Origin of the sequence: Streptomyces sp. NPDC059452 (genome assembly GCF_042750035.1) — a bacterium.
Classification (GTDB): Bacteria; Actinomycetota; Actinomycetes; order Streptomycetales; family Streptomycetaceae; genus Streptomyces.
Genome location: NZ_JBHYVE010000036.1, coordinates 23,111 through 37,201, shown reverse-complemented (window position 1 = coordinate 37,201; position 14,091 = coordinate 23,111). Strand labels below are relative to the sequence as shown.

The 14,091-nt window shown below is 74.0% G+C and carries 12 protein-coding genes and 1 riboswitch; of the genes, 3 read left to right on the top strand and 9 right to left on the bottom strand.

Annotated features, from left to right (window positions below; all coding sequences use genetic code 11):
• Positions 1-51: 51 nt before the first annotated feature.
• The 7 genes from ACFW9Z_RS32160 to ACFW9Z_RS32130 all read right to left on the bottom strand — a co-directional run bounded on the left by ACFW9Z_RS32160 (position 52) and on the right by ACFW9Z_RS32130 (position 8,694).
• The gene (locus ACFW9Z_RS32160) at positions 52-1,410 is read right to left on the bottom strand and encodes a cobyrinate a,c-diamide synthase (protein ID WP_384646353.1); all 1,359 of its coding nucleotides are present in this window, start codon (positions 1,408-1,410) and stop codon (positions 52-54) included.
• Positions 1,404-2,003, bottom strand: a complete 600-nt coding sequence (gene cobO, locus ACFW9Z_RS32155) for a cob(I)yrinic acid a,c-diamide adenosyltransferase (RefSeq protein ID WP_065480493.1) — start codon at positions 2,001-2,003, stop codon at positions 1,404-1,406. The genes ACFW9Z_RS32160 and cobO overlap by 7 nt, the downstream gene beginning before the upstream one ends.
• Positions 2,003-4,036, bottom strand: coding sequence for a putative cobaltochelatase (locus tag ACFW9Z_RS32150; RefSeq protein ID WP_384646351.1), 2,034 nt, complete (start codon positions 4,034-4,036; stop codon positions 2,003-2,005). The genes cobO and ACFW9Z_RS32150 overlap by 1 nt, the downstream gene beginning before the upstream one ends.
• The gene (locus tag ACFW9Z_RS32145; protein ID WP_384646349.1) at positions 4,033-5,730 is read right to left on the bottom strand and encodes a cobyric acid synthase; all 1,698 of its coding nucleotides are present in this window, start codon (positions 5,728-5,730) and stop codon (positions 4,033-4,035) included. The genes ACFW9Z_RS32150 and ACFW9Z_RS32145 overlap by 4 nt, the downstream gene beginning before the upstream one ends.
• A complete protein-coding gene (locus tag ACFW9Z_RS32140; RefSeq protein ID WP_384646414.1) occupies positions 5,727-6,677 on the bottom strand; it encodes a cobalamin biosynthesis protein in 951 nt (316 codons plus the stop codon). The genes ACFW9Z_RS32145 and ACFW9Z_RS32140 overlap by 4 nt, the downstream gene beginning before the upstream one ends.
• A 188-nt stretch (positions 6,678-6,865) precedes the next feature.
• Positions 6,866-6,999: riboswitch (cobalamin riboswitch) on the bottom strand.
• Positions 7,000-7,158: 159 nt separating this feature from the next.
• Positions 7,159-7,392: a hypothetical protein gene (locus ACFW9Z_RS32135; RefSeq protein ID WP_384646347.1), complete on the bottom strand. Its 234-nt coding sequence runs from the start codon at positions 7,390-7,392 to the stop codon at positions 7,159-7,161.
• Between the two features lie 12 nt (positions 7,393-7,404).
• Entirely contained in the window at positions 7,405-8,694 is a 1,290-nt protein-coding gene (locus ACFW9Z_RS32130; RefSeq protein ID WP_384646345.1) for an anion permease, read from the bottom strand.
• A gap of 277 nt (positions 8,695-8,971) precedes the next feature.
• Between ACFW9Z_RS32130 and ACFW9Z_RS32125 the strand changes: the two genes are divergently transcribed.
• The 3 genes from ACFW9Z_RS32125 (at position 8,972) to ACFW9Z_RS32115 (ending at position 12,513) form a co-directional block, all read left to right on the top strand.
• Positions 8,972-9,631 (top strand): class II aldolase/adducin family protein, encoded by a 660-nt coding sequence (locus tag ACFW9Z_RS32125; RefSeq protein WP_384646343.1) that lies wholly within the window; start codon positions 8,972-8,974, stop codon positions 9,629-9,631.
• Positions 9,632-9,866: 235 nt separating this feature from the next.
• Entirely contained in the window at positions 9,867-10,994 is a 1,128-nt protein-coding gene (locus ACFW9Z_RS32120; protein WP_384646341.1) for an alpha/beta hydrolase, read from the top strand.
• A 184-nt stretch (positions 10,995-11,178) separates the two neighbouring features.
• The gene (locus tag ACFW9Z_RS32115) at positions 11,179-12,513 is read left to right on the top strand and encodes a hypothetical protein (protein WP_384646412.1); all 1,335 of its coding nucleotides are present in this window, start codon (positions 11,179-11,181) and stop codon (positions 12,511-12,513) included.
• 42 nt (positions 12,514-12,555) lie between these two features.
• Here the strand turns inward: ACFW9Z_RS32115 and ACFW9Z_RS32110 are convergent, their stop codons facing one another.
• Entirely contained in the window at positions 12,556-12,969 is a 414-nt protein-coding gene (locus ACFW9Z_RS32110; RefSeq protein ID WP_384646339.1) for a VOC family protein, read from the bottom strand.
• Positions 12,970-13,137: 168 nt separating this feature from the next.
• Positions 13,138-14,028, bottom strand: coding sequence for a neutral zinc metallopeptidase (locus ACFW9Z_RS32105; RefSeq protein ID WP_384646338.1), 891 nt, complete (start codon positions 14,026-14,028; stop codon positions 13,138-13,140).
• Between the last annotated feature and the right edge of the window lie 63 nt (positions 14,029-14,091).

The window sequence follows — 14,091 nt, the reverse complement described above, 5'->3', positions numbered from 1 at the left end:
CCCGTGCGCTCTCGTACGCCTCACCGCGCCCGGCAGTTGACCTGGTACGCCTCACCGCGCCCGGCAGTGCTCCACGAACCGGTGGGCCACCTCCGGGGAGGCCGCCCAGTGGGTGTGCAGATAGCTGGCATGCACGCCCCGCTGGACGTACCCCTCGACCCGCCGCTCCGGCTGGTGCATCCCCCAGGCGGGCACCGCCCCCGCGCCCGGCTCCAGCACTGTCCGGTGGAACTCGTGCCCCCGCATCCGTGTCCCCGCGACCGCCAGCGCACTGTCCGAGACCGCCACCGCCTGCCGGTAGCCGAGCGTGAGCCGCTCCGACATCCGGGCCTCGGCGTCCAGCACCCCGCACATCGGCTTCCCGTCCAGCTCCCGCGCCAGATACAGCAGCCCCGCGCACTCGGCCGCCACCGGGGCGCCGCTCAGGGCCAGCTCCGTGACCGCCCGCCGCAACGGCTCGTTGGCCGACAGCTCGGGGGCGTACATCTCCGGGAACCCGCCGCCGATCACGAGCCCCGCCGTACCCACCGGCAGCTTCTCGTCCCGCAGCGGGTCGAAGCCCACGACCTCCGCACCGGCCGCCGTCAGCAGTTCGGCGTGTTCCGCGTACGCGAAGGTGAACGCCGCCCCGCCCGCCACGGCGACCACGGGGCGGGGTCCCCGCACGGAAGCTTCGGGGGCGTACGCGGGCTCCCACGGCTCGTCCGGCAGCGCGGGCGCCGTCCGCGCCAGCGCCATCAGCGCGTCCAGGTCGCACCCGGCGCGCACCCGCTCACCCATGGCCCGTACGGCGTCCACCGCATCGCCCTGCCGCTCGGCCACCGGCACCAGCCCCAGGTGGCGTGAGGGCGTCGCGACCTGCGGGGCCCGCCGGATCACGCCCAGCACCGGCAAGCCGGACTCGTCCAGCGCGTCCCGCAACAGCGCCTCGTGCCGGTCGGAGGCCACCTTGTTCAGGATCACCCCGCCGATCCGCACCTCCGGGTCCCAGGAGGCGAACCCGTGCACCAGGGCCGCCACCGACCGCGACTGCGAGGAGGCGTCCACCACCAGCACCACGGGCGCCCTGAGCAGCTTCGCCACCTGCGCGGTCGACGCCAGCTCGCCCTGCCCCGAGGCACCGTCGTACAGCCCCATCACGCCCTCGACCACGGCGAGATCGCACCCCGCCGACCCGTGCGCGAACAGCGGGGCGACCAGCTCCGGCCCGCACATGTACGCGTCGAGATTGCGGCCGGGGCGGCCCGTCGCCAGCGAGTGGTAGCCCGGATCGATGTAGTCCGGTCCCACCTTGTGCGGCGAGACGGCGAGCCCGCGCGCGGTGAAGGCGGCCATCAGACCGGTGGCGACGGTGGTCTTGCCGCTGTTGGAGGCCGGAGCGGCGATGACCAGACGGGGCATACTCACCACTCGATGCCCCTCTGGCCCTTCTGCCCCGCGTCCATCGGGTGCTTGACCTTCGACATGTCGGTCACCAGGTCGGCGGCCTCGATGAGCTTGTCGGGCGCGTTGCGGCCGGTGATCACCACATGCTGGGTGCCGGGCCGGTTCCGCATCACCTCGACGACCTCGTCGGTGTCGATCCAGCCCCAGTGCAGCGGGTAGGCGAACTCGTCGAGCACATACAGCTTGTACGTCTCCGCCGCCAGGTCGCGCTTGACCTGCTCCCAGCCCTCGCGCGCCTTCTCCTCGTTGTCGACCTGGCCGTCGCGCTGGACCCAGGACCAGCCCTCGCCCATCTTGTGCCAGTCGACCGTGCCGCCCTCGCCGCTCGCGCCCAGCACCTTCAGCGCGTTCTCCTCGCCGACCTTCCACTTCGCCGACTTCACGAACTGGAACACCCCGATCGGCCACCCCTGGTTCCAGGCCCGCAGCGCGAGCCCGAACGCTGCTGTCGACTTGCCCTTCCCGATGCCCGTGTGGACGAACAGGAGCGGGCGGTTGCGCCGCTGACGGGTGGTGAGCCCGTCGTCCGGCACCGATGTCGGCTGTCCCTGCGGCATTAAGCGGCCCTCCCGGCTGCGGTGACGTCCTTGACGAGCCCGGCGATCGAGTCGGCCCGCAGCTCGTCGAGCGTGACGGCGGTGCCTCCCAGTTCCCGGGCCAACTCCCCGGCGAGTCCGAGGCGTACGTACCCCGACTCGCAGTCCACGACGACCGAGGCCGTCCCCTCGGCCCGGTGCAGCCGTGCCGCCCGCCCGGCGAGCGCCACCGGCTCCGGACCGCCGGTCGCCCGGCCGTCCGTGACGACGACGAGCAGCGGCCGCCGCGACGGATCGCGCAGCCGCTCCACCCGCAGCACGTCATGGGCCTTGAGCAGCCCGGCGGCCAGCGGAGTGCGTCCGCCGGTCGGCAGCGACTCCAGACGGGCGGCGGCCGCGTCCACGGACGAGGTCGGCGGCAGCGCCACCTCGGCGTCCTTGCCCCGGAAGGTGACCAGACCGACCTTGTCCCGCCGCTGGTAGGCATCCAGCAGCAGCGACAGCACGGCCCCCTTGACCGCGCTCATCCGCTGCCGGGCCGCCATCGATCCGGAGGCGTCCACGACGAACAGCACGAGGTTGCCCTCCCGCCCCTCCCGGGTCGCCTGCCGCAGATCGTCCCGGCGCACCACGAGCCCGCGCCCGGTGCGCCCGCGCGCCCGCTGGTGGGGGGCGGCGGCCTGCACGGTGGCGGCGAGGTGGAGCTTGGTCAGCGACCCCTGGGGCCGACGCGCGCCGGTCGTGCGCCCGTGCTCGGTGCGGGCCCGGGAGCGCCGCCCGGCAGCGCCTTCCCCGAGCCCCGGCACGCTGAGCATCTTCGTACGGAACGGCTCGGCGGCCGCCACGGGCTGCTGCTCGGCCCCGGAGGAGGACCGTCCGGGCGCGTCGGGGGTGCCCTCGGGGGCCGGGGACGGCGTGTCGTCACTCTCCGAGGCAGGCGGCGGAGTGCGGTCCCCATCGGCCTGGGGCGGCACACCACCGCCACCGCCTCCGTCGCCGCCACCATCGGGCCCGGGGTCGGGATCGTCGTCGTTGTCGTCCTGCGGGCCCGCCTCGTCCAGGGTCTGGTCGAGCTTGTCCTCGTCCAGCCCCGGCGCGTCGAACGGGTTGCGGCGCCTCCGGTGGGGGAGCGCGAGGAGAGCGGCCTGCCGTACGTCGTCGGCGGTGACCTCCTCGCGCCCGGCCCAGGCGGCCAGCGCGGTCGCGGTACGGGCCATCACGATGTCGGCCCGCATCCCGTCGACCTCGAACGCGGCGCAGGTCGCGGCGATCTGGCGCAACACGCCGTCACCGAGCACCACCCGGGGCAGCAGGGCGCGCGCGGCGGCGATGCGCTCCCTCAGGGCGCTCTCCTCCCCGGCCCAGCGCGCGGCGAACCCCTCCGGGTCGTCGTCGTACGCGAGCCGTCGCCGTACGACCTCCACCCGCTCGTCGGTGTCCCGGGAGGCGGCCACCTCGACGGTGAGCCCGAACCGGTCCAGCAACTGCGGCCGCAGCTCGCCCTCTTCCGGGTTCATCGTCCCGACCAGCAGGAACCGTGCCGCATGCCGTACGGAGACACCTTCGCGCTCGACGTACGAGGCACCCATGGCGGCCGCGTCCAGCAGCAGGTCCACCAGGTGGTCGTGGAGCAGGTTGACCTCGTCGACGTACAGGATCCCGCGATGCGCGTCGGCCAGCAGCCCCGGCTCGAACGCCTTCACGCCCTCCGAGAGCGCCCGCTCGATGTCCAGCGCCCCCACGAGCCGGTCCTCGGACGCGCCGACCGGCAGCTCCACGGTCCGCGCGGCCCGCGACACACCGGCCGCCTCCGCGTGCGGCCCGTCGGGACACGCCGGATCGGGGGAGCCGGGGTCACAGGAGAACCGGCACCCGGGTACGACGGAGACCTCGGGCATCAGCGCGGCGAGCGCCCGTACGGCGGTGGACTTGGCGGTCCCCTTCTCGCCCCGCACGAGCACCCCGCCGACGGCCGGACTGACCGCGTTCAGCAACAGCCCGAGCCGCAGGTCGTCCTGTCCGACGATCGCGGTGAAGGGATACGGCGTACTCACTTGGCCTCCTCGTTGACGTGAACATCCGTCACTGCGTTCCGGGCTTCCCCGGGCCCTTCAGAGCTTTCAAGCCCGTGGGACTTGCGGGCTTCTCCCAGCGCCTCCGGGCGAGCGAAACCAAGCCCCTCCGGCGATTGAGGAGCGGGGTCCGGGGCAGCACCCCGGCTCTCCGCCGCACCCGCATCCAACGGCGGGGCCCCCGGCGGCACGAACGGCAACCCGGGCGGTGCCCCGCCCTCGATCAACCGCCACAACGCCTCCGTATCCGCGTGCTCCTCCACCAGATCCCCCAGCCGGTCCAGCTGCTCCTCCCGCAGCACCCCGAACCGCGTGTCCGGCGCGGGAACGAACCGCCGCCCCGAGGCCCGGGCCACCTCCACCAGGAACCGCCGCCGGAACGCGTCGCTCTCCAGCGACCCGTGCCAGTGCGTCCCCCACACCGCCCCCACCCGGCACCCGTCGAGGAACGGCTCCCCGCCCCGTACATCGGCCACCCCGTGGTGGATCTCGTACCCCTCCACCGCCTCACCCAGCGCCGAACCCACCGGCCGCGCCAGCGTCTTGGCCCGGTCGAAGCGAATCCGTACGGGAAGGACCCCCAGCCCGTCCACGACCCCCGCCCGCGACTCCACCTCGTCCTCGATGCGCTCACCGAGCACCTGGAACCCGCCGCAGATCCCCAGCACCGGCCGCCCCTCCGCCGCCCGCCGGACCAGCGCGTCCGCCAGCCCCCGCTCGCGCAGCCAGGCCAGCGCCTTCACCGTGCCGCGCGTCCCGGGCACGATGACGAGGTCCGCGTCGGCCAGTTCGTCCGCCCGGTCCACGAACCGCACGACGACGCCCGGTTCGGCGGCCAGCGCGTCCACATCCGTGAAGTTGGACATCAACGGCACCGCGCAGACCGCGACCCGCAGCACGTCCTCCCCGTGGGGCGGCGCCACGACCGACTCACGCACCGCACCCCGCAGGGACACCCGCAGGCCGTCCTCCTCGTCGATGCCGAGCCCGTGGGCGTACGGGAGGACCCCGTACGTCCGCCGCCCGGTCAGCCCGTACAGCATGTCGAGCCCCGGTTCCAGCAGCGAGACGTCACCCCGGAACTTGTTCACCAGGTAGCCCGCCACCAGCGACTGGTCCTCGGCGCTCAGCAGCGCCGTCGTCCCGAAGAACGAGGCGAAGACCCCGCCCCGGTCGATGTCGCCGACCACGAGTACGGGGAAGCGGGCCGCCCGCGCGATCCCCATGTTCACGATGTCGGTGCGGCGCAGGTTGATCTCGGCCGGTGACCCGGCCCCTTCGCAGATCACCGCGTCGTACGTCGACCGCAACTGCTCCAGACAGTCCACGACCGTCCCGAGCAGCGCCTCCTGACGGCCCCCGTGGTAGCCCCGGGCGCTCATCTCTCCCACCGGCTTGCCCATCAGGACGACCTGGCTGGAGCGGTCGCTGCCGGGCTTGAGCAGTACCGGGTTCATCAGGGCCGTCGGCTCCACCCGGGCGGCCTGCGCCTGCATGGCCTGGGCGCGCCCGATCTCCGCGCCCTCGCGGGTGACGAAGGAGTTGAGGGACATGTTCTGCGCCTTGAACGGCGCGACTTTCACGCCCCGGCGCACCAGCCAGCGGCAGATGCCCGCTGTGACGACGCTCTTGCCCGCGTCCGAGGTCGTCCCCGCGACCAGCAGCCCGCCGCTCATACCCTGCCCCGCTTCCGTTCCACGGCCAGCCTGCCCGCCACGCACACCCCGAGGGCCAGTGCGCCCACCCGGCGCGACAGCCGCACCGCGCGTTCGATGTCCGCACTCCGCACGTCCCGGCCGGACGCCCCGTTCAGGACCGGCCGGTGCTCCACGCGCCCCGCGTACGCCAGCGTCCCGCCGAGCCGTACGCCGAGCGCCCCCGCGAACGCGGCCTCCACCGGTCCCGCGTTCGGGCTCGGGTGGCGCCCCGCATCCGCCCTCCAGGCGCGTACGGCCTCCGTCGGCCGCCCGCCCGCCGCCACGGCCAGCGCCGCCGTCAGCCGGGCGCCCGGCCACCCCACCACATCGTCCAGCCGGGCCGAGGCCCAGCCGTAACGCCGGTGGCGGGGCGACTTGTGGCCGACCATCGCGTCGAGCGTGTTCACGGCCCGGAACCCGACGAGCCCCGGCACCCCGCCGATCGCCCCCCACACCAGCGCGCCGACGACGGCGTCCGAGGTGTTCTCCGCGACCGACTCGACGACCGCGCGGGCGATCTGCGGCCCGTCCAGGGAGTGCGGATCGCGCCCGCACAGGTGCGGCAGCCGCTCCCGGGCCACCTCCAGGTCCCCGGCGGCCAGCGCGCCCCCGATGGCACGGGCCTCCCGGCCCAGCGACGTACCGCCGACGACCGACCAGGTGGTGGCGGCGGTCAGCGCGACGGCGAGCGCGGGACGGTCCCGTACGGCACGGGCGGCGAGTGCGGCGGCCCCCACGGCGCCTCCGGCGCAGATCAGGGTGTGCAGCGCGCCCCGCCCCCGGTCGTCGCGCCACAGCAGGGACTCCACCCGGGCGGCGGCCCGGCCGAAACCGGCGACGGGGTGCCCTCGGCGCGGGTCGCCCAGCAGAGCGTCGGCGATCAGCCCGGCGGTGGCGCCGTACGCGAAGACGCGACCGGCACGCACCTGGCCACGGGCACGCACATCGGCACCGGCACGCACCCCGGCGCGCACATCGACACGCACGGGGTCAGGCCGTCGCGGGTCGGGACGTTCCGGCGTGAAGGGGCACGGGATGCGGCGCTCGGCGGCCAGGCATGGCGTTAAGTCCTTAACTCAGGGTCCGCGCCCTGGTTCGACGTGACCGGCGACGAGAGTCTCCTGGCTTCCGGATCCGCAGTTCCCCCGGCCTTCCAGCCCGCGTGGTGGGGGCCGTGACATCCGGTGTGGGGGAGTGCTCCCCGGTGACAGTGGCGGGACCGCGCCGGATTCGCACCGGCTTCCTCTTCTGTCGCCGTAAATGGCTCCGGCAGTCCACCACGCTGCGAGAACGGCCGTCAACTTGCTGTTGACCTGCGGAGCTCCAGTGTGCGCAGACGCACATCGGGCCGGACACACGGTGGTGTGTCCGGCCCGAAGGAGTGCGGAGGGGGTGCGGTGGGGCGCGTCAGGCGACGATCAGATAGATGCCGTACGCGACCGCCGCCACGCACGCCGCGAAGCAGGCGTACGCGCTGGTGCGCGCCAGTACGGCCGAACCGCCGGAGGCTCCGGCGCCGCCGGCCGGGGCCGACAGCTTGGAGAGAGCGACGATGCCCACGGTGAAGAGGGCGACCAGGACGACGGTGACCACGAGACTGACACCGAAGACGGAGGCGAGAGCTGCCCAGTCGATTTTCATACGGATCTGTCCTTACACCGTGGCCGAGGGCCGCGCCGTGTCGTCGGGCGCCGCGGTCGGAGCCGGGATGGTGGTCGAGAGGTCGGTGGGGTGGGCGCCGAGGGTGGGCGGCGGCTGGACCGCGGCGATGGCCGTGGTCACGACGCCCTGGGGCTCGACGTCGGCGACTGTGCCGTGGTCGGCCGTGCCGTCCGTGTCGTTGACGTTGGTGTGGTCGACCGGCTCGCGGCGCGAGGCCAGCCAGATGGCGAAGGAGCCGCCGACGAGGATGACCGCGGTGGCGGCGATGCCCCACGGACCCTGCTTGGTGAGGAACTCGGCACCCGCGCCGACCAGGGCCGCGGCCGGGAGCGTCAGACCCCAGGCGACGAACATCCGGGTGGCCGTGGACCAGCGGACCACACCGCCCTTGCGGCCGAGGCCCGCGCCCATCACGGCACCGGAGCAGGACTGGGTGGTGGAGAGCGAGAAGCCGAGGTGCGAGGAGGCCAGGATGACCGTGGCCGCGCTGGTCTGGGCGGCGAAGCCCTGCGGCGGCTGGAGGTCGGTCAGGCCCTTGCCCATGGTGCGGATGATGCGCCAGCCGCCGAGGTAGGTGCCGAGCGCGATGGCGACACCGGCCGAGACGATGACCCACATGGGCGGGTTGGAGCCCGGGGCCAGGACACCGCTGGTGACCAGGGCCAGGGTGATGATGCCCATCGTCTTCTGGGCGTCGTTGGTGCCGTGGGCGAGCGAGACGAGACCGGCGGAGGCGATCTGCCCGGCCCGGTAGCCCTTGGCGGTCGACTTCTGCTGGTTCGGGTCGGTGACGTTCCGGTTGATCCGGTACGTCAGCCGGGTGGCCAGCATCGCGGCGATACCGGCGACCAGCGGGGCGGCGATCGCGGGCAGCAGCACCTTGGTGACGACGGTGCCGCCGTTGATCGAGGACCAGCCGGCCGACATCACGGCGGCGCCGATCAGACCGCCGAACAGGGCGTGGGAGGAGCTGGAGGGCAGCCCCAGCAGCCAGGTGAAGAGATTCCACAGGATGGCGCCGACGAGCGCCGCGAAGATGACCTCGGTTCTGATGCCGTCTTCGTTGACGATCCCGCCGGAGATCGTCTTGGCGACCTCCACCGACAGGAACGCGCCGATCAGGTTGAGAACGGCGGACATGGCCACCGCTGTCTTGGGCTTCATCGCGCCGGTCGAGATGGTGGTCGCCATCGCGTTGGCGGTGTCGTGGAAACCGTTCGTGAAATCGAACACGAGAGCTGTTACGACCACAATCGCAAGCAGCAGCGTGATGTGTTCCATTTACCCAGGCAATCGTTCGACGTCAGTGGCTCGTGGACCGTAGGCAACCTGGGTGAACGGAAGATGAACTGGGCGGGTCGCTGTGGTGACCCCAACTGGAGTCGAGTGGTTCCGTTTGTGTGCGGGAGGGGCTGCGGAAGGCCGGTGGGGCACCGGCTGGGCTGCCCTTTACCCCTCATTGGCGAAGACTTTGACGGGCCGTTCCGGCCCCGGAAGAGATCCCCGTCACGTGGGGGATCACGTTCCGCTTCCGGGTCGTCACCCCTACGCTCGCCCCATGAACGAGCAACAGCCGGAATCCGTCGTCCGGGCCTGGCGGGAGGTGGTCGACACCGCCCGCCGGAGCGCCGCCGACGGCCTGGTCGTCGGCACCTCCGGCAATGTGTCCGCCCGGGTCGGGGACCTGGTCCTGGTGACCCCCAGCGGGGTGCCCTACGACCGGCTCGGACCGGGGGACGCGGTCGGGGTGGACCTCACCGGGCGGCAGGTGCTCGGGGAGCTGAGGCCGACCAGCGAGCTCCCCCTCCACCTCGCGGTCTACCGGGAGACCGGGGCCGCCGCCGTGATCCACACCCACGCGGTGCACGCCACCGCCGTCTCCGCGCTCGTCACCGAGGTGCCGCTCGTGCACTACGCGGCCGCCCTCCTCGGCGGTCCCGTCCGCACCGCCCCCTACGCCCGCTACGGCACCCCCGAGCTGGCCGACGCCATGCTCGCCGCCCTCCGCGACCGCACCGGCTGCCTGCTGGCCAACCACGGCACCGTCACCTACGGCTCCACGCTCGACCGGGCCTACGAGCGCACCGCGCAACTGGAGTGGCTCTGCCGGCTCTGGCTCACCGCGAGCTCCCTGCCGGGCCGCAGCCCGGCCCTGCTGAGCGAGGCCCAGCTGGACGAGGTGACCGAGGCGCTCAAGGGGTACGGGCAGCCGGGGTGACCTGTCCGGGGCTTCCTGACCGGCCCGCCCCGCGCCCCGCAACCGCGCCACGCCACGCCACGCCACGCACCCGCCCCGAGCCCGCGCCACGCACCCGCCCCGCACCCGCGCCCCGCGCCCGCACCCGCGCCCCGCACCCGCGCCCGCGCCCGCGCCCGCGCCCCGCACCCTCCCCGCCACACCGGACGGCCCCCGCCCGCTGGCACCGCGCCTCCCCGCCCACGACACTGAAGCGGTGCGCCCGGCAACTGCGACGGCAACGGCCGTCACCACGATCCTCGGCGCCGGTGCGGCAGCGGTCGCGGCCGGCCGGTACGCCAGCGACGCCGCCCTCAGGGCGGCCCCCGGGCGGCCCCTCCCCACCGACCGCAGACTCACCGTGCACGCCACGGGCATCGGGCGGATCACCCTGACCCGCTCCCTCACCGCGCTCCGCCCCGGTACGTACGGGATCGAGGGCCACGGCATCCACGCCGTGGTCGGCCCCGTGGTCGAAGGGGCCGGATCCACCGCCGACACCGTCGTACGCAGACTGGAACGGGTCACCCGCGGCATCCTCGAACCCGGCGTCAAGGTCCGCCTCACCCCCGAGCTGTACCGCGGGGACCCGGGCGGCGCCCTCGGCCTGGAGTACCGGGAGGTCGAGATCCCCGGCGAGCTCGGCGGACTGCCCGCCTGGTGGGTGCCCGGCAAGCGCGACACCTGGGTCATCACCGCCCACGGCCTCGGCACCACCCGCGAGCACCCCATGAACCTGATGGGCTTCCTGCACGGACAGCAGCTCCCCGTACTGGACATCGCCTACCGGGGGGACGCCGGAGCCCCCCGCCCCGCCGACGGCCTCGGCCACCTCGGCGCCTCCGAATGGCGCGACCTGGACGCCGCGATGCGCTTCGCCCTCCGCTACGGCGCCCGGAACGTGATCCTGTACGGCTGGTCCACCGGCGCCTCCATGGCCCTGCACGCCGCCGTCAACTCCCCGTTGCGCGAGCGCGTCGGCGGCCTCGTCCTGGACTCCCCGGTCCTGGACTGGCAGACCACGCTGCGCGCCCTGGCCGCCGCCCGCGGTGTCCCCGCCGCCCTGCTGCCGCTGGCCGTCCGCGCCGCCCAGGGCCGGACCGGGATGACCTCGGCCCCGCTCCTGGACGCCGCCCTGCCCGACGCGCTGCCCGCCCCGGCGCTGATCCTGCACGGCCCGGACGACACCATCGCCCCCTGGGGCCCCTCCCGGGAGCTCGCGGCCCGCCGCCCGGACCTCATCAGCCTCCACTCCGTACGGCAGGCTCCGCATGCCTCGATGTGGAACGCCGATCCGGGCCGCTACGAAGAGGCCCTCAGGCGCTTCCTCACGCCCCTGATGTGAGGTGTTGCGGGGATCGGTCCCTTTGGTCGCCGCACCCCGGTAACCCCGCTGGTACCGGTGAAACGCCTTCCGTTTGGGCTTTCGGGCCGTCAGAGGCAAGACTGCTCCCGTGACGTCCCGTACCCCGCGCGACTCCAGGCTGCGACTTGTCCGCCCACGACCCCTCGCCACCGCCCGCAGGGCCGTGTCCACCCGGCGCACCAGGCCGGCCCCCAGGCCCCCCGAGGGCACCCCTCCCCGCCCCGAACTGGCCCGTCAGGCCAGGGCGGTCCTCGCTGACGCCGTGCGCATCGCCCACTGGGCGGCCGGCGCACCTGCCCCCGGCAGCTCCGCCCCGCTCGCCGCCCAGGCCCTCGAACGGGCCGCAACGGCCCTGGAGCTCTCCCCGGCGCAGGTGCGTGCGGGCTGGGACCGGGCCCGGCTGGCCGGCCTCATCGAACTGCACGGCGACACCGCCCGCCCCGGCTGGCGGCTGCGGGCCTGGGACCGGGACGACTCGGCCGTGCTGCGCGGCTGGGTCGCGCTCTTCGACGCCTGGTCGCTCGTCCACGCGGCGCCCGAGGGCATCGAGGCCGGTGCGGTGGCCGAAGCCGTCGAGGCCGTGCCCCAGGTGCTCTCCCTCCTCCAGCTCTCCGCGGGCCCCGTCTCCGTACCCGCCCTCCTGGACCTCCTCGCCCAGCGCATCGCCGAGCTCCAGGAGGAGCGCTGCGAGGTGCCGTACGGGGCGGGCAGGACGGCCGGTCCGGGCGGCCGGGCGGACGAGGACTGCCCCACCCCGGCGGCCGACCGGAGCGCCGACCTCGACGCCCTGCTGCTCGACTGGGCCCTGGAGGGCCTCGCCGCCGTCGGCGCGCTGACCCTCGGCAACGGGCACGCCACCCTCACCCCCCTCGGCAACTGGGCGGTCTGGGTCAAGCTGGAACAGATCTGCGTCGCCGCCCAGAGCCCGGCCGGGAACATCGAGCAGTCCGCCGCCGACATGCTGCTCGGCTGCGCCCGGCTCACCCCCGGACCGGCCCGCGACGAGTACCGGGCCTGGCTCGCCGCCCGTACGGTCGGCAGCGCCGTCACCGAACTGCTCGCCGTCGCCCGGGGCGAGGACGCGCTGCTGCGGGGACTGGCCTTCGAGGCGCTGCGGGTCGTCGGTGCCCCCGCCGAGCCCGAGGTCCGCGCCGTGGTCACCAACCCCTCGCTGCGGCCCTACGCGCTGCTGTGGCTCGCCGAGTACGAGGGCGCCGACCCGGACGACGCGCAGGAGATCCTCAGCCGGGAAGAGGCCACCTGGCTCTGGGTCGACACCGCCGCGGCCGTCGCCGACCACGGGGAGACCGGGCTGCTGGTCCGCCACCTCGACTCCGCCGTCCAGGGCACGGTCCCGGCCCTGCTCGACGAGGTCCGGGCCGTCGGCCACCCGCGCACGGTGCAGGTCCTGGTCGCGCTGGCCGCCGCCCACCCGGACCCGGCCCTGGCCAAGGCGGTCCGCCGGGCCGCGTTCCAGGTCCACACCGGCGGAGCCTGAACCTCACACCGGGGGCCCACCCCCGACGGGGTCCGCCGCCGCTCAGCCGGCGGACCCCGGGGCGTACGTCCCGAAGCTCCATACGTTGCCCTCGGCGTCCCGCGCCAGATAGTCCCGCGAGCCGTAGTCCTGGTCCGTCGGCTCCATCAGGATCTCCACCCCGAAGTCCCGGGCCCGGGCGAAGTGCTCGTCCACCTCGTCCACCACCACGTACACCCCCGCCGGACCCGCGCCCGCCATCGCCCGGGCGAACACGCCCTCCCCGCCCTTGGTGCCGAGCATCACCCTGCCGTTGCCGCAGGACAGCTCGGCGTGCAGCACAGAGCCGTTCTCGCCCTCGTAGACCGCCTCCTCGGTGAAGCCGAACCCCTCCGTCAGCGTCCTGATCGCGGCCTTCGCGTCGTCGTACAGGACCGTCGGGTAGATCGTGGGAACGCCCTTGGCCGCGCCTGCCATCGCACTCACACCTCTCGTGACATCCGTACAGCCGTGCATCGGCACATCGGTACATCGGTACATCCGCACATCGGTACATCCGCACGGCTTGCTGTGATCTGCGTCTCAGTCTTCCACCGGGCACTGACAACGCGCTCCCGGAAGGCGTTCCGGAAGGTGTTCCCGCCCTCAGGCGAAGGTGTCGCACCGCGCCATGTCGCCGCTGCGGAACCCGGTGGAGAACCACTGCTGCCGCTGTGCGGACGAGCCGTGCGTCCAGGATTCCGGGGTGACCCGGCCCTGGAACCGCTCCTGGATCCGGTCGTCCCCGACCGCCGCCGCCGCGTCCAGCCCGTCCCGGATGTCCGCCCGGGTCAGCTCCGTGATCAGCGGCCGGCCCGTCGACTCGTCCGGCGTCGTCGTCGCGTGGTGCGCCCAGACCCCGGCGTAGCAGTCGGCCTGGAGCTCCACCTTCACCGCGTTGCTGTCCGCGCCCTGCCGCCCGTCCTGGGAGCGGCCCAGCGTGCCCAGCTGGTTCTGCACATGGTGGCCGTACTCATGGGCCACCACGTACGCCTGCGCGAACGGCCCGCCGCTGGAGCCGAACTTCGTGCGCAGCTCGTCGAAGAAGCCCAGGTCCAGATAGACCTTCCGGTCGCCGGGGCAGTAGAACGGCCCCACCGCCGAGGTCGCCGCCCCGCAGGCGGTGGAGACCCGCTCGCTGAACAGGACCGTCGGGGCCGCCCCGTACGTACCGCCCCGGCGCCGGAACTCCTGCCGCCAGAAGTCCTGCACGCTGTTGACCACCGCCACCGTCCGGCAGTCGTCCCGGTTGTTGGCGTCCCGGCCCGTCCGGCAGCTCTCCTGCACCTGCGCAGCCGACGAGGAGACCGCCTCCGGCTCCGAATCGCCGGAGGAGAGGCCGAGCTGATCGGGGCCCACGCCGAACAGGAGCCCCAGGATCAGCGCGATCACCCCCACGATGCCGCCCCCCACCGTGGCCCGGCCGCCCGGGATGCGGCTGCCACGCACGTCCTGGACCTCGGACGTGTCCAGACCGGCGTCGTCGTCGAACTGCACGGGCGCACCACCCTCGGCTCGGGGCGGGCGGCGCCGTGCCGCCCTGCGCCGAGTATCGGACGG